Source organism: Actinopolymorpha sp. B11F2, from assembly GCF_040195635.1.
In the GTDB taxonomy this organism is placed as follows: domain Bacteria; phylum Actinomycetota; class Actinomycetes; order Propionibacteriales; family Actinopolymorphaceae; genus Thermasporomyces.
Window position 1 is genome coordinate 100,306 of the sequence record NZ_JBEFTX010000008.1, and the last position, 19,851, is coordinate 120,156.

Genomic DNA, 19,851 nt, shown 5'->3' on the forward strand with positions numbered 1-19,851 from the left:
CCCGCCGTGATCATCTGCCTCAGTGGCACGGCCGACCGTCGCGGCCCAGGTGCGCGTTATCACTGAGGATCAGTTCAACCAAGAGGTCAGTGTCGAGGAGGTTGGGAAGCACGGTGCCTGCGCCAACCTCCCGCAACTCGTCCGCACTGCTGCTGCCGGTAGCTACGGCGATCACGCGAACGCCGCTCCTTCGACCTGCCTCCACGTCTGCGGTCGTGTCACCAATGATCAATGCCCCCGCAGGCGTGATTCGCCGCCCCGCCGCCGCTGACGCGCGCTTCAAGGCAATCGTGACCAGCTCCGCACGGACATCGGCGTCCTCTCCGTAGGCGCCGAGCTCCCACTCGATGTGACGGTCGAGTCCGAAGGTGGCGAGCTTGACCTCGGCGACACCGCGTACGTTTCCGGTGAGGACGGCCTGCGTCACATGCGGCTGGGCGGCGAGGACGTCCAGCGCGGCGGCGGCACCGGCCAACGCGTGTCCACGTCGACGCAGCTCAGGCGCCCGGTCGACGTGCAACCGAGTCAGGGCGGCAGCGAACCTTTCGAAGTCCGCTCGATCTGTTGACAGGCCATGGAGCCTTGCGGTCTCTCGGAAGATGACTGGTTCAGTGATCCCGTCCACCTTTGCCTGGGTCACCATCTGTCGGCCGGTTACCTGCTCGAAGGCAATCGCTGACAGTTCCTGACCCATGCCGCGAGTGGCGATCAACGTGTGATCGATGTCCCACAGCACAAGCCGCACTGTCGTTCTCCATCCGTCATCTGGCGACACGCGATACAGCTTTCCGCTCGTCCAGCTACGGGACGGTGATCATCACCGGACCGGCACTGATCATAGGGACTGGCTGGCTGGTCGGTCCTCGTTGGAGCTCGGCATGGACCAAAGTGACGCACGGGCCGAACCAGTAGCCCTTGGATTCGGTCATCTCGATACCGTCTGGGCATGACCTCCGAGAACCACGACGAGCGCCTCCGGTGGGCCGTCCACGACGAACGCACCTTGTATGACAACAAGTGGGTCCGGTTGGTCCAGGTCGACGTCGTTGCTCCCAACGGAGACAGGTGGTGGCACCACGTGGTCCGGCTCGGCCATGTCGCTGTCACCGTGGTCGTCGACGACGTTGACCGGGTGCTCATGCTGTGGCGCCACCGGTTCGCCACCGAGGAGTGGGGTTGGGAACTCCCCGGAGGCATCGTCGAAGCCGGCGAGGCGGCCGCAACTGCAGCTGTGCGTGAGACCGTGGAGGAAACCGGCTGGAAGCCCCGGGAGCCGCTGGAGCGGCTCTCTGCATACCAGCCGATGCCGGGCATGGTCGACACGCCGCACGAGGTGTTCCTGGCTCGCGGCGCGGACAAGATCGGCGAGCCACAGGATGCTGAGGAGGCCAGTGTCATCGACTGGATACCGCTCACCGATGTCCCGGACCTGCTCACCCGCGGGAAGATCCTCGGGTCAGGATCCCTCATCGGCCTCCTGCTGACATTGACGAAGCAGCAACGCGGCTAGAGGGACTGGACGACCTGCTCAGCCCTTCTACGCTGCCGGACGGACCCGGTCTGTTTGGCGAGCCTGCGGGCCCTGGCGACGTGCGGCATTGCCTCCTGTGGCTCTCCCAGTGCCACCATTGCGATCGCGATGTCGCACTCCAGCCCAGCAGTTGCCCTGATGAAGGTGGGATCCATCCCTGCGAGCGCGCGGAGGAGGTCCTCTGTAGCGGCGACGTCGCCGATGCGTGCGAGCACGTTGCCGCGCCATCGCCGCATGTGCACCGGTTGCAGGAAGATGTACGGCAACTCGTCGTTTGGGTCGGGCGGCAGGATGTCGTACGCGTTGTCCATGGCAGCTCGGGCACCGTAGCCGTCACCAGCGGCGGCGCACGCCTCCGCCTCTGAGGCGAGCAGCCACGACTCGAGCACTCGTGGCACCTGACCCTTCACCAGGTCCCGGGTTGCGCGTACGAGGTCCACTGCGTCGGAGCCACAGCCCAGGTCGATCAGGACGCATGCCTGCTCAGCCATCGCATGCGCGATAGAGGAGTTGTTGCCTGCTTCTCGAGCGGCAGCCTTCGACGACTCGTGCAGCTCCCAGGCACGTTCGACGTCGCCCAAATCTAGTGCCTGCCAGCCGGCGAGCGCTGTTGCGTCCGCCAGGGCAGCGGCGAGCGGTGCGCGGCCACGTGGCAGCACGGCGTGCCGCAGCAGTGCCTGCATGGAACGGATGAGGTTCAGCAGCCGCTTGTGAGTGGCCGGAGCGCCGAGCGTCCTGTCCGCCGCCCGTATGGTGTCGAGCTGGTCCAGGAACACTCGCGCCGTCTCGGGCCCGACTGAACGCCCCGCGGCCAGCTTGGCCACAAACTCAGTGGTGGTGTCCGGGTCGGCTGTGGCCGTCTGGAATCCCAGCTCGAGCCGGCTCTGCCGGTAGACGACGCACCACAGCTCCTGATAGTCGGTGCTCGGGGTGTGGTGGCCGTTCTCCCATCGGGACAGTTGGGTCTTCATGTTCTTTCGGTCCGGGATGCTCATGCCTCGGTCCGCAGCGACTGCAGCAAGCGCAGATAACGCACGGTCCTGTGACCAGCCGAGCGCGATGCGCGCCTGTCGAAGACCCGTCATCTGCCACCCCCATGGCGCTCAATCCAGGGGCCAGAATGCACCAAATCCGACGCCCAATCCACCGTGGTTGACATGCCTCGTGTCAACCCCTGTTAACCCTCGCCAGCTATCGGGTGCCGGTGGATGGCGTGCAGCCTGATCCAGGCGGCGCGGCGACTGGTCGACGAGACGTCCGGATATGGCCCCATCCGGCAACGGTCTCGGCCGGTCGCTGCGTCGCACGCAAGCTGGTGCGGCAGCCTGGGAAGGCCCATCCCCACGGAGGCGGGCTGCCGCACCGTTACCGGCGAAGGCGGTAGTGGTGCGATGGCGGATCGGCATGTTCCTGGTATTCATGGCTCTCGGGATCGGGCGCGCGATGGTGGTGGCAGGCCCGTAAACGTTCATCCCCTCGACTCGGGCCGGCTCGATTGGATCTGGTCAGGCGATTTGAAGGATCAGGGCTACACCGATGCCGACCTGACCATCACTGCACGGGTACTGTCCCGGGTCTGCCCGATGTGCGGTGCAGGTATCGGCGTATGGTGCCGCACCGCGGCCGGGAACGTGCTGGCCAGCCTGGATCTGCAGCATCTTGCCCGTCGAAGCTGTGGGCTGTCGACGTAAGCCAACCGGCGATGACCTCGCAGGACGGTGTCGCTTGCCCGTCCCAGAGAGTTCGCGAACTGTTGACCTCAGCGGATCATGGCGGGCGGGCGGGACCGGATGTAATCTGACGAGCCGCCGCCTCCTGCACGTTCGGACCTCGAGGAGATTCCGTTGCGCTGGTTCGTACGCGTCTTTCGTCGGTTGGCTGTGCTCCTCGCCGCCGTCGCCACGTTGCACGCCGTCGTCGTCGTACCCGCTGCCTTTGCCCGGCCGGGCGAATCCGTCGCCGCAGCGCCGACCACGCTCCGGATCCTGTCGTTCAACATCTGGTTCGAGGGCACCGCCGTCCCCGACGGTCTCGACTACGTGGTCGAGACGATCCGAATGACCGGCGCCAACGTGGTCCTGTTGTCCGAGGCCGGCGCGGCCACACCTGCGATCGCGGAGGCGCTGTCGACCCCGGAGCAGCCGTACTATGCGGCCGCCTCGGATGACGCCGGCATCGTCTCAGCATTCCCGATCATCGACGAAGCCGACCTTCCCTACGCCAAGAAGGCGGTCCTCGACGTCCACGGGCGGGAGGTGGCGACGTACTCGGCGCACCTCTACTACCGGAACTACGCGACCTATCTCCCGCGCGGGTACGGCGGCGGCGTCGACGAGCCCAGCGAGTTCGCCCAGTACGGCTGGGACAAGCTGCCGGACGGGCCGGTACTCGACGTGGACAAGATCCTCCAGGTCAACGCGGACTCTGGCCGGACCGAGGTCATCAGCCACATCGTCGCGGATGCCGCGCTTGAGCGCGCCAAGAGGCGAACCGTGTTCCTCGGCGGCGACTTCAACGAGCCGCCGGCTGACGACTGGACCGCCGCGACCGGCTCACTGTTCGACCACCAAGGCCTCACGATCCCGTGGCAGACGACCGCCTTTCTCCGGGACGCAGGCTACGTAGACGCCTACCGCGCCACCTACCCCAACCCGGTCACCCATCCCGGATTCACCTGGCCGTCCGACAACCCCGACAAGGATGTGTCCGAGCTGACCTGGGCCCCCGAGGCCGACGAGCGAGACCGGATCGACTACGTCTTCCACCGCTCCGCGTCCGGGGTCAAGCTCGTCAGCGCGGGCGTCGTCGGCCCGCGGTCGACGATCGTGCGCAACGAGCGCGTTGTCGAGGACACCAACGACAACTTCCTGCCGATTCCCGAGCACTGGCCGAGCGACCACAAGGCGGTCCTGGCGACATACCGGCTGGCCGGATCTCCGCCACCCCCCTGAGCGGACGTTCGAGGACCGCTAGCCGGACAGCCTGACAGGCCGCTGGCTGCCAGCCGAGCAACAGCCGGAGCCCGAGGCGTACGCCGCCGTCGTGGCCGGGTTCGTCACGACCAACGCTGTAAGGACTTCTGACAGCTATCGTCCTTAGGCGAGCGGGACATCACACACGTCGCCTGGTATGTCCGCACGCGGACAGGGAGCGAGTCGCAGCCGATGAAGATCACCGATCTGAAGTGTGCCGTTCTCGGTCGCAATCCCGTCGTGAGGGTGGTGACAGACGAAGGACTCGACGGATACGCAGCGATCGAGCCGGCGAAGGACCAGCACAAGCCGGTGGTGGAGTTCTATCGCGAGCGCATCCTCGGCGAGGATCCCACCGACGTCGAGCGTGTCATGCTCAAGATCCGCCGGCTGGGGGCGTTCAAGCCCTGGGGGTCCGCGGTCTCGGCGATCGAGATGGCGTTGTGGGACATTGCCGGCAAGGCAGCCGGGCTTCCCGTCCACAAGCTGCTGGGTGGCAAGGTCCGCGACAAGGTGCGCGTCTACAACGGCGGCGTCCGCAGCCCGATGAACGGACACGCACCAGAAGACCATGCCGCCGCGATGACGGCCATGCGCGAGGCGTCCGAGGGCTTCACGATCGTCAAGCAGGCGTTGGCGTTCCACAGCGCGATGCCGGTTCAGCTCAAGGACTTCTTCTACGGCGAGCCGCGCAGCGGTCCCTCCCATCCACACCGCGGGTTACTCACCGAGCGTGGGCTGCGGCACCTGGTCGACTGCGTCGAGGCCATGAAGGAGGTGTTGGGCGACGAGGTCGGGCTGGCGCTGGACCTGGGACCGGGCTGGACGGTGCCTGATGCGATCCGCTTCGCCCGCGCCGTCGAGCCGTTCTCGCTGATGTGGTTGGAGGACATGCTCACCGGCGACTACGTGCCGTACGTCAACGCGGCCCAGTACCGCGAGGTGACCACCGCGACGACTACCCCGATCCACACCGGTGAGCAGATCTATCTCCGGCAGAACTTCAAGGAGCTGATCGAGACACAGGCCGTGCGCGTGGTGGGCCCTGACCCCTGCGACGTGGGCGGCATCGCGGAACTCAAGTGGGTCGCGGAGTACGCCGACATGCACGGAGTGCTGATGGCGCCCCACGGAGTCGGCGACGGCGTGCTGGGACTGGCCGCCCTGGTCCAGGTCTGCGCGACCCTTCCCGACAACTACATCGCGTTCGAGTATCCCGTCGGCCGGCCGGATTGGTGGTACGACATCGTCGACGGGCTGCCGGATCCCATTGTCTCCAACGGTTTCGTCGACGTGTGGGACCGGCCGGGCATGGGTGTCGAGCTCATTCCCGAAGCCGCCCGGCCGTACCTCTCGGCGGAGGACGCGGACTTCTTCGACTGATTCCGTTCGTACGAACAAGATCCGTGGATCCGTCATCCCGCGCCAACATGCTGGAGGCTGTCGCATGAAGATCACCGACGTGCGGTTCACGACGTACGACCTGGGGAAGCTGGCGAAGCCGTTCCGCAACTCGATCCTGGTGACCGAGAACAAGCGCCTCACCCTTGTCGAGGTCGATACCGACGAGGGCATCTCCGGCCTCGCCCTGTCGGCCGAAGGCTCCGCCAGATTCGCAGTACCCATCCGCGATCGGCTCGTCGGCGAGGACCCGCGTGACTACAGCCGCCTCTGGCACCGCATGTTCACCGGTTGGCGGAAGCCTGTCGTCAAGGGTGACGCCGTGTCGGCGATCGGATCGGTCGACAACGCCTTGTGGGACCTGCGAGGCAAGGCGTTCGACCTACCGGTCTATCGGCTGCTCGGCGGCTTTCGTTCCCGCGTACCCGCATATGCCGCCGGTGGCTACTACGAGGAGGGCAAGGGGCCCGCGGAACTCGCCGACGAGATGCTACGGTTCGTCGGCGCCGGCTACCGCGCCGTCAAGATGAAGGTGGGTGGCGCGGACATCGGTGAGGACGTACGCCGGGTGGCCGCGGTCCGCGAGGCGGTCGGGCCGGACATCAAGGTGATGGTCGACGCGAACAACGCCTGGACCTCGGCCGAGGCGTTGAAGTTCGGGCGGGCGGTGGAGGGGTTCGACCTTGCGTGGTTCGAGGAACCCTGCTGGCCCGACGACCACGAGGGGATGGCCCGGCTGGTGAGCCGCCTCACGACTCCCATCGCCACCGGTGAGATCGAGTTCACCCGGTGGGGGTTCCGGGATCTCATCGAACGCCGGGCGGTCGACATCGTCCAGGCCGATCCGCAGACATGTGGCGGGCTGACGGAGTGGGTCCGGATCGCGACGCTCGCCTCAGCGCACCACCTGATGATGGCGCCGCACGGTAACCACTACGTGGGCGCGCACGCGGTGGCGGCGGTCGACAACGGCCTCATCGTCGAGAGCTACGCCGGTCTCAGCCCGTGGCAGGACGAGTTCCTCGGCGGGATCTCCTTCGTCGACGGCGATCTGGTCCTCCCCGAGACCCCAGGGCTGGGAATCGCCGTCGATCGCGCCGCGCTCGAGCGAGCCGCCCGTACCAGGTGACGGCCGCATCCGGCCGCCGCGTACGACTCGGACGGCGTTTCCCCGCGCCGTACCTTCGAGATCGGTTCATCGCATCGTCAAGCCGAGTTCGCGCAGCCGAGCGCTGCGTTCGAGATGGTCGCCGCGGGAGATCCACGTGGAGGACATGATGGTTGCTCGAACCAAGATCGTCGCTGGAGTGGTTGCCGGGCTCGCGGCCGGAGCGCTGGCACTGAGCGCCGCTCTGCTGCCAGCGCAGGCGTCCGCACCAGCTGGTGCCGCGGCCGGCGAGCCGCCGGTGTACACGGCCACGCTCGACAGGTCGTACGACACCTTCGATGCGAACCAGGGCGTCGGCGTCGACCGAGACTCCTTCTACGCGGTCAACAACCGCACCATCACCAAGCATGACCGGGCGACCGGCGAGCCTCTCTTGCAGTTTGCCGGCAACGACGACGGTCCGATCACGCACATGGACAGCGGTGTCGTCGTGAACGGCAGGTTGTACGCCGCACACTCCAACTACGACGAGTCGCCGATGGAGAGCTCGGTCGAGGTGTTCGACTCCAGGACGATGCGACCCATCCGTACCCACAGTTTCGGCGTCGACCAAGGATCGCTGACCTGGCTGGACCGGCACGATGGTGCGTGGTGGGCAGGCTTCGCCAACTACGACGTGGTCCCGGACGACCAGACCGAGCCGTACGGCGAGACGTACAACACCCAGGTCGTGAAGCTGGACGACCATTTCCAGGTCGTCGAGGCGTGGACGATCCCGAAGGCGATCCTCGACAGGTTCAAGCCGATGAGCAACTCTGGTGGGTCGTGGGGACCCGACGGGCGGCTCTGGCTCACCGGTCACGACCTCGGTGAGGCGTACGTCATGAACGTGCCGTCCGCGGGTTCGAAGCTCGAATGGGTGGCGACCGTCGAGCTTCCGGAGGTCGAGGGACAGGGCATCGCGTGGGACCGCTCCGGTGACAAGCCGAGGTTGTGGACGATCAGGCGGTCGACGTCGCAGGTGTTGACCTTCACCGTTCCCTACGGCTCGATCAGCGACCCGACCACAGCTCCCTGGCAGGTCCTCGGCCCCGGCGAATTCCGCGAGTAGACGGACGTCACCCCCCGTAGGGCAGTGTGTCGGCGGGGAGTGCCGCCGCCGGCGGCGGTTGTGCGGAACACGCTAGGACGATCGGGCGGCGTGGCGTTCGACGGTTTCGGCCATCGTCTGGGCCAGGAGGCCCGCCACCGGAAGGGAGACGCCGGCGGTCCGCGCTGCTGCCACGATGTCCCAGAGGTCCTTGCTCCACGGGCGATAGGCCACGGGCACGTCGGCCGCGTCGTAGGCTGCCGCCACCTGGTCGAAGAATCCCCAGCTCCGCGCCACCCACGAGTCGCCCGTGCTGGTGCCCGCAACCTTCAGGACGGTGGCCGCATCGACGTCGTACGCCTGGGCAAGGTCGAGAGCCTCGTGTGCCCCGGCGAGGGCGGCGAACATCATCAGCTGGTTGGCGAGCTTCACCGCCGATCCCGCGCCCGGAGCGCCGACATGGACGACGTCGCCGGCGATGGTGTCGAAGTACGGCTGTGCGAGTCGCAACGCCTCGGCGTTCGCGCCCGCCATCACGGTCAGGTCGCCCCGCTCGGCGCGTTCGAAGCCGCCGCTTACGGGGGCGTCGACGAAGGCGGTCCTCGGCGAGTCAGCCAGCTCCTGGCCGAGGGCCTTGGCGGTGGCCGGGAGCACAGTGCTGTGGACCACGACGAGGGGATCGTCCGCCAGGCTCGCAAGGAGGTCAGGCGTACGCACGAGCGCCGAGACCGCCGCATCATCGGGCACGGCCAGGGCGAGCACCCGGCATCCGGCGAGGTCGCGCAGGGAGGCGGCTCCCGACGCACCCTTCGCGACGGCGGCGCTGACCGCGTTCGGTCGGATGTCGTACGCCGTCACCGGCCAACCCGCTCTGACCAGGGCGGACACCATCGGCAGGCCGAGGTTGCCCAGCCCGACGAACCCGATCCCCGCCGAACGGTCGAGCTGCTTCATGCGTTCCTCCCGGTCTGTCGGTCAACGGCGGTGGGCTCTGGCTACGCCAGGCAAAGCTGACTATTGTCTACAACAGTCGAAGGACCCTTCACAACCAGTCGGCGTACACCCGACCATCCGAGACGCGGAGGACTCGTGGCAGCACGTGACCGGGCACAGCCGCCGGCCGATCCCGGCGCCGTTCGGGCCCGGCTCGACCCGCCGAGCCTCGTCCAGCTCGCCGCCGACGAGCTGCGCCGGATGATCCTCGCGGCCGAGCTGCGACCCGGCGAGCGGCTGATCGAGGAACGCCTGACCGCGCATCTCGGCATCAGCCGGCCACCGCTGCGCGAGGCGATGCGGATCCTCCAACAGGAAGGCCTCATCGTCGTACAGCCGCGCCGGGGCGCCACGGTGACGCAGCTCGCCGACGAGGACGTGTTCGAGATCCTCACCCTGCGTTCGGCGCTCGAGCGCCTGTCGGTGGAGCTCGGCGTTCCCGTCTCCGACGACCGCGCCGACCGGCTGCAGCGGTGCCGCGACGCTCTCGCCGAGATGCAGGCCTGCGCCGAACGCGAGGACCGCGCGCACCTGGTCGAGTGTGGCTATGCGTTCCACCGTTCGATCGTCGGGCTCGCCGGCCATCGACGGCTCGAGGGTCTCTACGACTCGCTCCATCAGCAGTTGCTGTTGTGCATGGCGATGAACCTCTATGCCCGCGAGCACTTCTACGAAGATCTCGCGCACCACGTCGACCGCCACCGCGTCCTGCTCGACATCATCGAGCGCGGTGACACCCAGGCGGTGCTCGACGAGCTCGCGGCACACGGGGAGAGGTCGTTCACCAGGCACGAACGCAGCGAAGCTGCCAGTGATTCCGCACCGAGGTGAATGCCCGCAGCCTGAAACCGCATCCCCGGAAGAGGTGGACCCATGCACACTCGCCGTGCAGTTACTCGGAACGAACTCTCCCGTCGTGCCTTCCTGGCCAGGATGTCCACCGGCGCCGCGGTAGGGGTGGGTGCGCTGGCCGCGGGCCCGGTCACGGCGGCGTGCTCACCCTTCGGCAGCACGGTCGACGAAGGCGGTAAGTCAGAGGGGGGTGGCGGGTCGCTGCGTTTCATCACTCCCGCCGACCTCGGGCTCGAACGCGACCTCTACAAGGGTTTCCTTCGCGAGTTCGAGGAGGCGAACTCCGGCTCCAAGGTCACGGTCACCTTCGAGGCGTGGGACGACTACATGACCAAGCTGCCTACCCTGCTCGCCGGTGGGGCCGCGCCGGACCTCATCCACCAACACATGAGCATCGTGCAGGACTACGGCCACCGTGGCGCGCTGCTCGACCTTGCTCCGTTGATGGAGCGCGACGGCATCGACCGCTCGGCGTTCGTCCCCTCCTTGCTCGACGCCTTCTCCGAGGGTGACAAGGTCTACGGGATTCCCAAGGACTCAGCCGCGTGGGGCGTCTACTACAACAAGGACAAGTTCGACGAGGCCGGCGTGCCGTATCCGGCCGACGACTGGACGATGGAGGACCTGCGGGAAACGGCCCGCGCGCTGACGCGGGACGACCAGGGCCGCAGTCCCGACGACGCGGGGTTCAACCCCAAGAAGATCAAGCAGTACGGCCTGAACTGGATGGAGCCGCTCCCGACCTTCTCGGAGAACGCGCGCGCGTTCGTCCTGGGCCTGGGCGGTGACTGGTACGACGAGGACTACACGACGACACTGATCGACGAGGCGCCCGCGCTGGAGCAGTTCGAGTTGTTCCGCGCCATGCGGTGCGACGACAGGAGCACGCCGTCACCGGCACTCGACCTCGGCCAGGGTGACCCGTTCCGGGCGCAGCTCACGGCGATGACGGTCGGCCACCACTCCACGGACTTCTTTCTCCGTGAGGAGAGCGTGGAGTTCTCCTGGGGGGTCACGTTCATTCCCGGCGGTCCCGGCGGGCAGTTCGTGGCCGTCGGCTGCAGCGGATGGGCGATCGCCGCGGGCGCGAAGAACAAGGAAGGCGCCTGGGAGCTGTTGAAGCACCTCACCAGCGAGCCGGTGCAACGAAGCTTCGCCGAACAGAAGCGGTGGGCGCCGTCGATCCAGAACGCCATGGGTGCGCTGATCCGCGAGGACTCCACCGATGGTTTCGTCAAGGTCCACGTCGATCCGCTCCGCGAACGCAGTGACCGCACTGTCATCACGATGAAGTTCCCGGCCAACCAGTCGCGCATCCAGGAGGCCTACGCCGGCAACTTCGATTCCATCTACACCACCTGCAAGAGCGACGATATCGAGGGCGCCGCCAGGGCGACGAAGGAGCAGGTCGACTCCATCCTTGCCGAGGGCTGATCCATGGCGACGGCCATGCGACGCAAGGAGGCGGTCGACGGGTACCTCTTCGTGGCCCCGTGGCTGATCGGGTTCGTGTTCCTGATCGGCGGACCGATGGCCGCCTCCCTGGCGATCGCCTTCATGCACTGGGACCTGTTCAGCGCACCCACGTGGGCCGGGTTCGACAACTTCCGGCTGCTCCTGAACGACCGGCTGGTGGGTGTCTCGCTGTACAACACGGCGTTCTTCACCGCGATCAGCGTGCCGCTGAACCTCGCGGCGGCCCTGGGGGCGGCGATGCTGCTCAACCTGCGAATGAGGTTCCGCTCGGTGTTCCGGACCGCCTTCTATCTTCCGGCGGTGATGCCGGCCGTGGCGAACGCCATCTTGTGGTTCTGGATTCTCAATCCCGAGGTGGGCCTCGCGAACTCCGTGCTGCGCATGGTCGGGTTGCCGGAACTTCAATGGTTGTACGACCCGACCACGTCCAAGCCGGCGTTCATCATCATGAACCTGTGGAGCATCGGCAACACCATGGTGATCTTCCTCGCAGGTCTGCAGGGGATCCCGCAGACGTTGTACGACGCCGCGCTGGTCGACGGCGCGAACGCGTGGCAGAAGTTCCGGGCGGTGACGGTGCCGATGTTGTCGCCGGTGATCCTGTTCAACCTGGTCCTCGGCATCATCGCGTCGTTCCAGATCTTCACCAGTGCGTTCCTGTTGACCAGTGACGGCGGCCCGGAACAGTCCACGCTGTTCTCGGTGCTGTACCTCTACCGGCTGGGGTTCGAGCAGTTCCGGATGGGCTACGCCTCGGCCTACGCCTGGGTCGTCTTCGTGGTGATCCTCGTGTTCTCCCTCGTGCAGCTCCGCCTGTCGCGGTCATGGGTCTACTACGAGGGAGGTGACCCGAGATGAGCGAGGCGCACACGGTGTCGCCGACGCCGCAAGCGGACAGCGGTGCTGCTCCGGTAACGCCGTCGCCGCGCCGGCGACCGCCCGTCCGCCCGCGGAGGGTGGCGCTCTATGCGGTGATGGTCGTCCTCAGCACGATCTTCCTGGTACCGATGATCTGGCTGACCTCGACCTCGCTGAAGGCGCAGGGCCAGGTCTTCGCCTATCCACCGGTGTGGGTGCCCAATCCCTTGCAGTGGAGCAACTATGTGGAGGCGATGAGCCGCGCGCCGCTGCTGGTCTGGCTGTCGAACACGGTGGTGATCACGATCTTCGCCGTCGGCGGGACCCTGCTGACCAGCTCGCTGGTGGCGTTCGGTTTTGCCCGGCTGCGGTTTCCGGGCCGGCGGGTGCTCTTCGTGGTCCTGCTGTCCACCATGATGCTGCCCGACGTCGTGACCCTGGTACCGCAGTTCATCCTCTTCCGGTCCCTTGGCTGGGTGGACACGTTCCTGCCGTTGATCGTCCCGTCGTTCCTCGGCGGCGGCGCCTTCAACATCTTCCTGGTGCGGCAGTTCTATCTCACGATCCCGCGTGACTTCGACGAGGCGGCAAGGATCGACGGTGCCTCCAACCTGCGGATCTGGTGGAACATCATCCTTCCGCTGTCGAAGCCGGTACTGATCGCGATCGGCATCTTCTCGTTCGTCTACCACTGGAACGACTTCCTGCTTCCGCTCATCTACCTGCAGAGCGAGGGGAACAAGACGCTCGCCTTGGGGCTCCGGGCGTTCATCAGTCCGACGGACGCGTCGTGGAACATCAGCATGGCGGCGTCGATGTTCCTGGTGATTCCGGTGCTCATCGTCTTCTTCGTCGCGCAACGGCAGTTCATCCGGGGCGTTGTCATGACCGGGATCCAGGGCCGGTAGGTCAGGGAACGATTCCACCAGAGGAGTACGTCGATGGAGCCGAACGAGTCCGAGCGCGCCAGCATGGCGGGAGTGCGGGTCGTGGAGGTCGGTGTGTTCATGGCCGCGCCGTTCGCGGGGATGCAGCTGGCCGACCTGGGTGCCGACGTCATCAAGGTCGAGCCACCCGGGCATGGCGACCCGTCGCGGCAGATCGGGCCGTTCGTGGCGGGGGAGAGCGCACCGTTCGTACGCCTGAACCGGAACAAGCGTTCGGTCGTGATCGACCTCAAGCATCCCGACGGCAAGGACGCGTTCCGCCGGCTCGTCTCCACCGCCGACGTCCTGCTGGAGAACCTCCGCCCGGGCGCGATGCGCCGCCTCGGCCTCGGCTACGACGACCTGCGCGTGGACAACCCGCGACTCGTCTACGCGTCACTGTCGGGTTGGGGTCAGGACGGGCCGCGCGCTGGGCTGCCAGGGCTCGACGTCATGGCCCAGGCGAGAGCGGGCCTCATGAGCATCACCGGAGAGCCGGACGGCCCGCCCGCGAAGATCGGCGTACCGATGTGTGATCTCGTCTGCGGTCTTTACGCCGCCCTCGCGGTGACGGCGGCCCTCCGAGCGCGGGATGCCACGGGCGAGGGGCAGCACATCGACGTGTCGCTGCTGGAGTCCGGGGTGTCGTTCGCGATCTGGGAGGCGGGACGGTACTTCGGCGCCGGCGAGGTCGGTGGCCGGTTGGGATCGGCGCACCAGAGCACCGCGCCCTACCAGGCGTTTCGTACCTCCGACGGTTGGGTCACGCTCGGCGCGGTCACGCCCAAGACGTGGGCGGCCCTGTGCGACGTGCTGGGTCTGGAGGAGCTCCACGCCGACCAGCGCTACGCCGACGCCTACGACCGGCAACGCCTTCGGGCCGAGCTGGCGCCGGCGATCGAGGCCGCGACGTCGACCTGGACCACCGAGCGCCTGCTCGACGCACTTGACGAGGCCGGCGTCCCCTGCGCCCCGATCGCGGACTACGCCGAGGTCTTCGCCGACGACCATCTCCACGAGCGGGAATTCTTCTGGGACGCCCCGCATCCCCGGCTCGGCCCGGTCCGCCAGATCGGGTCGCCGATGCGGATGTCCGGCACACCGGTCGTACGCCACCGCGCGGGCCCGCCTCTCGGGGCCGACACCAGGGCAGTATTGGCGGAGGCAGGCATGTCGGACCGTGCGTTCGACGAGCTCCGCGCCTCGGGTGCGGTCCACGACGTGGGAGAGGAATAGCAACGGTGGGGGACGACCAGCCGAAACCCGACCAGGATGGCCCGCTGCTCGTCGAGCGGAAGGGCGCTGCCCTGTGGGTCACGTTCAACCGGCCTGAACAGCGCAATGCCATCACCTGGCCGATGTACGAAGGCCTGGTCGAGGCGTGCCGCCGGGCCGACCGTGAGGCCGACGACGGCCTCCGGGTCATGGTGCTGCGCGGCGCGGGCGGTGAGGCGTTCGTCGCGGGCACCGACATCGCCCAGTTCACCGAGTTCGCGGCTGGCGCGGACGGGATCGACTACGAACGCCGGATGACGGCGCTGCTCGACCAGCTGGCATCCGTACGCGTCCCGACGGTCGCGGTCGTGACCGGCTACTGCGTCGGGGCTGGCCTGGCCCTCGCCGCTGCCTGCGACCTGCGGATCGCCACGGAGGGATCCCGGTTCGGCGTACCCATCGCGCGCACCCTCGGCAACTGTCTCTCGCTCGCGACGACGGCGCTCCTGGTGGACCAGCTCGGCGCGAACCGCACACTCGACCTGCTGCTGCGGGCCCGGTTCATGAGCGCGGAGGAGGCCCACACGGCCGGGTTCGTGAGCGAGGTCTGTGCGGTGGAGGAGGTCGACGCGGCAGCGGCGGACGTCGTCTCGCGCCTTGCCACCCACGCGCCGCTCACCATGTGGGCCGCGAAGGAGGCGGTCCGGAGGCTGCGGATGGCTGAGATCCCCGATGACACCGACCTTCTCCACCGGGTGTACGCGAGCGAGGACTTCTCGGCTGGGGTTCGGGCCTTCCTCGCCAAGGACACCCCGACCTGGAGAGGCCGTTGAGCGACACCGGCGAGGACGATTCCCGCGTGCGGACCGAGATTCTCGACCTCATGGGAGTCCGGCGGGGTCACTTCCTGCTGGAGTCGGGCCACCACGGCGATCTGTGGCTCGGCCTCGACGCGCTCTTCGAGAACCCCACGGCGCTCCGCCCGTTCGTTCACGACCTCGCGCGCTCACTCGACGTCAACCGGCTGGACGGCGTGTGCGGCCCGCTCACCGGCGGGGCGTTCGTCGCGCAGATGTTGGCACTGGAACTCGACGTGAAGTTCTGGTTCACCGAACGCACCCAGCCACCCCGGGAGGGGACGCTCTACTCCGCGCGCTACGCGCTTGCAGCCGGGCAGCGGGTCGCGGGCGCCCGGGTCGCCGTCGTGGACGATGTCATCAACGCCGGCTCGGCGGTCACGTCAACGCTGTCCGCGCTGAGGTCGGCCGGGGCGATGCCGGCCGCGCTGGGCGCCCTGCTGGTCCTCGGCGAGGCGGCCGAGGCGTTGGCCAGCCAGCATGCCGTACCTCTCCACAGCACGGTGCGGCTGGACAACGCTCTCTGGCCACCGGCGGCCTGCCCGCGGTGCGCAGCCGGCGTACCGCTGGACACGACCTCGACGATGGGCGGACCTGCACCACCGTCATCCGGATGACGGCCGACTCACTCCCACCACACCGTCAGCCAGCCGTAGCACACGATGGGACCTCCGCTGAGCGGTTGGTTCCAGGAGAAGGCGGTGACCTGTGTCGCGGTGGAGAAGAAGCCGGTAAAGGGAACCTGGTCGCCTTCCCGTTGTTCCAACCCCTCGAAGGTGAAGTTGGAGGCGACGCTGAGTTCTCCGTTGGTGGATACCTGCGCGGCTCCGGCCAGGGCCGGTCCGGCCTTACGCCGGAAGAACTCGTTGGTCCACGTCCAGTTTCCGTCCGAGTCGCCCCACAGGCTCATCGTCGAACACTCACGGGTGACCTCGTCCTCTCCCTCCTCAGCGGTGCCGACGTTCCTTTCGTCAGCCCTGGCCAGTTCCCGGCGAGGAGCAATCGCCAGTTCTTCCTCCCCGATCACGGCCAGCGCTTCATCGACCGTCAGCGCGGGGTTGGACCTCCATGCATGTTCGAGTGCCTTGGCCTGTTTGCTGTCGAGGTGAATGGCAGCGGTCTCGGCCTGGACCAACGGCTTCTTGTCATCGCCGGCCGCGGCTGCTTGCTCGGCCATGGCACCGCCACCAGTAACACTGGTGACCAATGCGAGGAAAGCGATGATCATGGCGCGCATGATGTACCCCCGGTTTCGTCTCATGAAGGTTGTGCGCCGGCCGCGGTTCGGTCGGCGGCACTGCGCGGTCTCGATAGAGACTGACCGTTGCCGGTATCGATCCGATCTCGGTTCGGTACTGGGGCGAGCGGTTGCGGCCCGGGTGCCGTTTCAGCCGTCAGTACGCCCGGCACCGTCGGGGAACCTCGTGGCAGGGTGAGGGGATGGCTCACGACATCCTCCTGCGCGGCGGCACCCTGATCGACGGCACCGGAGCACCCAGTCGTACCGCTGACGTCCTCGTCGCCGACAGTCGGGTCGTCGACGTGAGCGCCGCAGGCGCAGGCGGCCTCGACGTGAACGCGAGCGAGGTCGTCGACATCCCGGGCGCGGTGGTCTGCCCGGGATTCATCGACCTGCACTCGCACGCCGACTTCACGGTGTTCGGGGCACCGGGGGCGGTCACCCAGGTGACGCAGGGTGTGACGACCCTCGTGACGGGCAACTGCGGCTTCTCGCCGTTCCCCGTCGTACCAGACCACGCCGACGAACTCCGCGCACACGGCCGGTTCATCGACGACGGGCTGACCTGGGAGTGGTCGAGCGCGGGGGAGTACGCCGCAGCGGTCGGACGGCTCCCGCTCGGTGTCAACCTCGCCTTGCAGGTCGGTCACGGTGCGCTGCGGATCGCGGCGATGGGCGGCGCCGACCGCGCTCCCACGCCAGCCGAACTGGAGCGGATGCGTGCGCTCGTCGCGCAGAGCGCCAACGCCGTGGTGGGCTTCTCCACCGGTCTCATCTACGCACCCGGCACGTACGCGGAGACCGACGAACTCGTGGCGATCGCGACGCAGGCCGCCGCGGAGGGACTCCTCTACTCCACTCACATGCGCGACGAAGGTGGCGGCCTGCTGGATGCTGTCAACGAAGCGTTGACGATCAGCCGGCGGTCCGGCGTACGCCTGGAGATCTCGCATCTCAAAGCGTCCGGTCCGGCCTTCTGGGGCTCCGTTGCCGAGGCACTGGACCTGATCGAGGCGGCGAGAGCCGAGGGTGTCGACGTCGGCGCAGACCAGTACCCCTACACCGCGTCGAGCACGACGCTCACCAGTTGGCTGCCCGGCTGGGCGCTCGACGGTGGTCCCGCCGCGCTGCTGGAGCGGCTCGATGATCCGGACCAGGCGGAACGCATCGCCCGCGACCTCGGCGGCGACGTCGGCGGGTCGTTCGCTCCCGAGCGCATCGTCGTGGCGGACACACCTGACGGGCCCTACCAGCGGTTCGTCGGGCGCACCATCGAGGCGGCGGCCGTCGAGCTCGGCCTCGACACCGCCCACGCCGCCGTCGAACTGCTGCGCGGCCAGCGTGGACTCCTCGGCGTGGTCAACCACTCGATGTCCGAGGACGACGTACGCCGGATTCTGCGCGAACCCGCTGTCGCCGTCGCCAGCGACGGTCATGTGCTCGGCTGCCCAGGCCGCGGGCGGCCGCATCCGCGCGGGCTCGGGACGTTCACCCGGGTGCTCGGCCACTACGTGCGCGACGAGCGGGTGCTCGACCTGCCTCTCGCCGTACGCACGATGACGGAGCTGCCGGCCTCGCGGCTCGGCTGGACGGACCGCGGCGTGGTCCGGCCGGGTGCCGTCGCCGACCTCGCGGTGTTCGACCCCGGGACCGTGATCGACCGGGCCAGCTTCGAGGACCCGTGGCAGCTCTCGACCGGCGTCCTGCACACCCTGGTCGGGGGCACGATGGTCCTGCGTGACGGCGTTCCGACGAGCACCCCGGCCGGCCAGGTGATCCACCGCCGTCCACGTCCGTGAAACCGAATTGCCGCCAGCCGGCGCCGACACCGAGAATGGCCGCTCGTGACGCGTCCTCGACCAGCCGAGGAACCACCAGGCGGGTCGAGGTGGTCTTCATGGCTGTCCAGATGGTGGCGCCGGTTCGCCGCGCTGCGCCTCGACCTGACCCCGATGCGGACCTCCCGCGACTTCCGGCTGCTCTGGATCGCCGGCACCGTCTTCTATCTCGGCGGGATGATGACCTACGTCGCCCTGCCGTACCAGCTCTACCACCTCACCGGCTCCAACTTCGCCGTCGGCGTCCTCGGGCTCATCCAGTTGGTCCCGTTGATCGCCTGCGGCCTCTACGGCGGGGCGCTCGCCGACCGGGTGGACCGGCGTAGCGTCCTCGTCGCGACCGGCACAGCCCAGTGCCTGCTCACGGTCGTGCTCCTCGCCAACGCGGCCCTTGAACGGCCGTCCGTCGGACTGATCTACGCCGTGGCAGTGCTGTTGACGGTCGCGCAGTCGCTGCAACGACCGAGCCGCGAGGCGCTGACGCCGCGCGTCGTCCGCCATGACGAGCTGCCCGCTGCCGTCACCCTCTCGTCGGTCGGGATGCAGACCGGCATGCTCGCGGGACCCGCGCTCGCCGGGGTGATCCTCGCGACCAGCGGCGCCGTGTGGGCCTACACGGTCGACGTCTGCGGTCTCGTGATCGCTACCGCGCTCTTCGCCACCCTGCGCCGCTATCCGCCGTTGCAGGACACCGTGCAGGCCGGCCTCGCCGGCGCGGCCCGGGGGATCGCGGACGGGCTGCGGTACGCCGTACGCCGCAAAGACCTGCTCGGGACCTACATCGTCGACCTGACGGCGATGTTCCTGGCGATGCCGATCGTGCTGTTCCCCGCGTTCGCGGCCGACGTGCTGCGCGAGCCGACGATGCTCGGGTTGCTCTACTCGGCGGGCACAGTGGGCTCGTTGGTGGCGACGGCGACGAGCGGCTGGACGGCGCGGGTTCACCACCACGGCCGCGCGGTCGTACTGGCGGCGGCGTGCTGGGGCGCGGCGGTCGTCTTCGCCGGGCTCGCGCCGTCGGCATGGCTCGCGATCGTCGCGTTGGCGTTCGCCGGCGCGGCCGACATGATCAGCGGGATCTTCCGCAGCGTGATCTGGCACCAGACCATCCCGGACGAACGACGGGGCCGGCTTGCCGGGATCGAGATGCTGTCGTACTCCATCGGGCCGATGGGCGGTGAAGCACGCGCTGGTCTGGTCGCTGACGCGACGAGCGTGCGGACCTCCATCGTGAGCGGTGGCGTGCTGTGTGTGGTCGGGGTCGCGCTCGTGTCCGCGTGGCTGCGGGATTTCTGGGGGTACGACGCGCGGACGGACGAGCACGCCGTCCGTGAGCGCGACATCCGCGCCGCGCGGTCCGCCGCGGAGGCGGCGGGTGCCACCGCAGGCATCACCGGGGCGGCCGGAGTCACGGGGGCGGCCGCCGGATCGGTCGGTGACCCGTCCGCCTCGTCCTGATCGGGGCTGGCGTCCCTCGCGCTGACGATCCTCGCT

At 68.0% G+C, this 19,851-nt stretch carries 19 protein-coding genes; 15 read left to right on the forward strand and 4 right to left on the reverse strand.

The features are described 5' to 3' along the window. Nucleotides 1-19: 19 nt before the first annotated feature. Nucleotides 20-745, reverse strand: coding sequence for an HAD family hydrolase (locus ABN034_RS16370; RefSeq protein WP_349691870.1), 726 nt, complete (start codon nt 743-745; stop codon nt 20-22). A gap of 201 nt (nt 746-946) precedes the next feature. Here ABN034_RS16370 and ABN034_RS16375 point away from each other — a divergent pair, with 201 nt between their 5' ends. Further along, nucleotides 947-1,510, forward strand: a complete 564-nt coding sequence (locus ABN034_RS16375; RefSeq protein ID WP_349691871.1) for an NUDIX domain-containing protein — start codon at nt 947-949, stop codon at nt 1,508-1,510. On the opposite strand, the gene ABN034_RS16380 is transcribed toward ABN034_RS16375, so the two are convergent. Then, nucleotides 1,507-2,526 carry an NsdA family TPR-like regulatory protein gene (locus ABN034_RS16380; protein WP_349691872.1) on the reverse strand — a complete coding sequence of 340 codons (1,020 nt, stop codon included), beginning with the start codon at nt 2,524-2,526 and terminating at the stop codon, nt 1,507-1,509. The genes ABN034_RS16375 and ABN034_RS16380 overlap by 4 nt on opposite strands. Before the next feature lie 396 nt (nt 2,527-2,922). On the opposite strand from ABN034_RS16380, the gene ABN034_RS34445 reads away from it, so the two are divergent. The 5 genes from ABN034_RS34445 to ABN034_RS16400 all read left to right on the forward strand — a co-directional run bounded on the left by ABN034_RS34445 (nt 2,923) and on the right by ABN034_RS16400 (nt 8,123). After that, entirely contained in the window at nt 2,923-3,222 is a 300-nt protein-coding gene (locus tag ABN034_RS34445) for a zinc finger domain-containing protein (protein WP_502879055.1), read from the forward strand. Between the two features lie 153 nt (nt 3,223-3,375). Next, on the forward strand, nt 3,376-4,482 hold the full coding sequence (locus ABN034_RS16385; protein WP_349691873.1) for an endonuclease/exonuclease/phosphatase family protein: 1,107 nt from the start codon (nt 3,376-3,378) through the stop codon (nt 4,480-4,482). A gap of 213 nt (nt 4,483-4,695) precedes the next feature. Continuing rightward, nucleotides 4,696-5,886, forward strand: coding sequence for a mandelate racemase/muconate lactonizing enzyme family protein (locus ABN034_RS16390; protein WP_349691874.1), 1,191 nt, complete (start codon nt 4,696-4,698; stop codon nt 5,884-5,886). Nucleotides 5,887-5,950: 64 nt separating this feature from the next. Then, on the forward strand, nt 5,951-7,033 hold the full coding sequence (locus ABN034_RS16395; protein ID WP_349691875.1) for a mandelate racemase/muconate lactonizing enzyme family protein: 1,083 nt from the start codon (nt 5,951-5,953) through the stop codon (nt 7,031-7,033). A 148-nt stretch (nt 7,034-7,181) separates the two neighbouring features. Next, complete coding sequence (locus ABN034_RS16400) at nt 7,182-8,123, forward strand: hypothetical protein (protein ID WP_349691876.1); 942 nt, start codon at nt 7,182-7,184, stop codon at nt 8,121-8,123. A 72-nt stretch (nt 8,124-8,195) separates the two neighbouring features. On the opposite strand, the gene ABN034_RS16405 is transcribed toward ABN034_RS16400, so the two are convergent. Further along, entirely contained in the window at nt 8,196-9,056 is an 861-nt protein-coding gene (locus ABN034_RS16405) for an NAD(P)-dependent oxidoreductase (RefSeq protein ID WP_349691877.1), read from the reverse strand. 135 nt (nt 9,057-9,191) lie between these two features. On the opposite strand from ABN034_RS16405, the gene ABN034_RS16410 reads away from it, so the two are divergent. The 7 genes from ABN034_RS16410 (at nt 9,192) to ABN034_RS16440 (ending at nt 15,896) form a co-directional block, all read left to right on the forward strand. Next, nucleotides 9,192-9,926 carry a GntR family transcriptional regulator gene (locus tag ABN034_RS16410; RefSeq protein WP_349691878.1) on the forward strand — a complete coding sequence of 245 codons (735 nt, stop codon included), beginning with the start codon at nt 9,192-9,194 and terminating at the stop codon, nt 9,924-9,926. Between the two features lie 102 nt (nt 9,927-10,028). Next, nucleotides 10,029-11,381, forward strand: a complete 1,353-nt coding sequence (locus ABN034_RS16415; RefSeq protein ID WP_349691879.1) for an ABC transporter substrate-binding protein — start codon at nt 10,029-10,031, stop codon at nt 11,379-11,381. A gap of 15 nt (nt 11,382-11,396) precedes the next feature. After that, the gene (locus tag ABN034_RS16420; protein WP_349691880.1) at nt 11,397-12,281 is read left to right on the forward strand and encodes a carbohydrate ABC transporter permease; all 885 of its coding nucleotides are present in this window, start codon (nt 11,397-11,399) and stop codon (nt 12,279-12,281) included. Then, entirely contained in the window at nt 12,278-13,189 is a 912-nt protein-coding gene (locus tag ABN034_RS16425) for a carbohydrate ABC transporter permease (RefSeq protein WP_349691881.1), read from the forward strand. The genes ABN034_RS16420 and ABN034_RS16425 overlap by 4 nt, the downstream gene beginning before the upstream one ends. A 33-nt stretch (nt 13,190-13,222) precedes the next feature. After that, a complete protein-coding gene (locus ABN034_RS16430) occupies nt 13,223-14,443 on the forward strand; it encodes a CaiB/BaiF CoA transferase family protein (RefSeq protein ID WP_349691882.1) in 1,221 nt (406 codons plus the stop codon). Between the two features lie 5 nt (nt 14,444-14,448). Then, nucleotides 14,449-15,255 (forward strand): enoyl-CoA hydratase, encoded by an 807-nt coding sequence (locus ABN034_RS16435; RefSeq protein WP_349691883.1) that lies wholly within the window; start codon nt 14,449-14,451, stop codon nt 15,253-15,255. Between the two features lie 26 nt (nt 15,256-15,281). Beyond that, the gene (locus tag ABN034_RS16440; RefSeq protein ID WP_349691884.1) at nt 15,282-15,896 is read left to right on the forward strand and encodes an orotate phosphoribosyltransferase; all 615 of its coding nucleotides are present in this window, start codon (nt 15,282-15,284) and stop codon (nt 15,894-15,896) included. Nucleotides 15,897-15,904: 8 nt separating this feature from the next. On the opposite strand, the gene ABN034_RS16445 is transcribed toward ABN034_RS16440, so the two are convergent. After that, nucleotides 15,905-16,507 (reverse strand): hypothetical protein, encoded by a 603-nt coding sequence (locus ABN034_RS16445; protein WP_349691885.1) that lies wholly within the window; start codon nt 16,505-16,507, stop codon nt 15,905-15,907. A gap of 212 nt (nt 16,508-16,719) precedes the next feature. Between ABN034_RS16445 and ABN034_RS16450 the strand changes: the two genes are divergently transcribed. Both ABN034_RS16450 and ABN034_RS16455 read left to right on the forward strand, forming a co-directional pair. After that, on the forward strand, nt 16,720-18,318 hold the full coding sequence (locus ABN034_RS16450; RefSeq protein ID WP_349691886.1) for an N-acyl-D-amino-acid deacylase family protein: 1,599 nt from the start codon (nt 16,720-16,722) through the stop codon (nt 18,316-18,318). Nucleotides 18,319-18,363: 45 nt separating this feature from the next. Beyond that, nucleotides 18,364-19,815 (forward strand): MFS transporter, encoded by a 1,452-nt coding sequence (locus ABN034_RS16455; RefSeq protein ID WP_349691887.1) that lies wholly within the window; start codon nt 18,364-18,366, stop codon nt 19,813-19,815. Nucleotides 19,816-19,851 lie beyond the last annotated feature (36 nt).

Excerpts from the sequence above, each read along its gene's own strand:
- ABN034_RS16415 (WP_349691879.1), top strand. The coding sequence starts at position 10,029 with ATGTCCACCGGCGCCGCGGTAGGGGTGGGTGCGCTGGCCGCGGGCCCG.
- ABN034_RS16395 (WP_349691875.1), top strand. The coding sequence starts at position 5,951 with ATGAAGATCACCGACGTGCGGTTCACGACGTACGACCTGGGGAAGCTG.
- ABN034_RS16445 (WP_349691885.1), bottom strand. The coding sequence starts at position 16,507 with ATGATCATCGCTTTCCTCGCATTGGTCACCAGTGTTACTGGTGGCGGT.
- ABN034_RS16390 (WP_349691874.1), top strand. The coding sequence starts at position 4,696 with ATGAAGATCACCGATCTGAAGTGTGCCGTTCTCGGTCGCAATCCCGTC.
- ABN034_RS34445 (WP_502879055.1), top strand. The coding sequence starts at position 2,923 with ATGGCGGATCGGCATGTTCCTGGTATTCATGGCTCTCGGGATCGGGCG.
- ABN034_RS16405 (WP_349691877.1), bottom strand. The coding sequence starts at position 9,056 with ATGAAGCAGCTCGACCGTTCGGCGGGGATCGGGTTCGTCGGGCTGGGC.
- ABN034_RS16380 (WP_349691872.1), bottom strand. The coding sequence starts at position 2,526 with ATGAGCATCCCGGACCGAAAGAACATGAAGACCCAACTGTCCCGATGG.
- ABN034_RS16430 (WP_349691882.1), top strand. The coding sequence starts at position 13,223 with ATGGAGCCGAACGAGTCCGAGCGCGCCAGCATGGCGGGAGTGCGGGTC.
- ABN034_RS16375 (WP_349691871.1), top strand. The coding sequence starts at position 947 with ATGACCTCCGAGAACCACGACGAGCGCCTCCGGTGGGCCGTCCACGAC.
- ABN034_RS16450 (WP_349691886.1), top strand. The coding sequence starts at position 16,720 with ATGGCTCACGACATCCTCCTGCGCGGCGGCACCCTGATCGACGGCACC.
- ABN034_RS16425 (WP_349691881.1), top strand. The coding sequence starts at position 12,278 with ATGAGCGAGGCGCACACGGTGTCGCCGACGCCGCAAGCGGACAGCGGT.
- ABN034_RS16420 (WP_349691880.1), top strand. The coding sequence starts at position 11,397 with ATGCGACGCAAGGAGGCGGTCGACGGGTACCTCTTCGTGGCCCCGTGG.
- ABN034_RS16400 (WP_349691876.1), top strand. The coding sequence starts at position 7,182 with ATGGTTGCTCGAACCAAGATCGTCGCTGGAGTGGTTGCCGGGCTCGCG.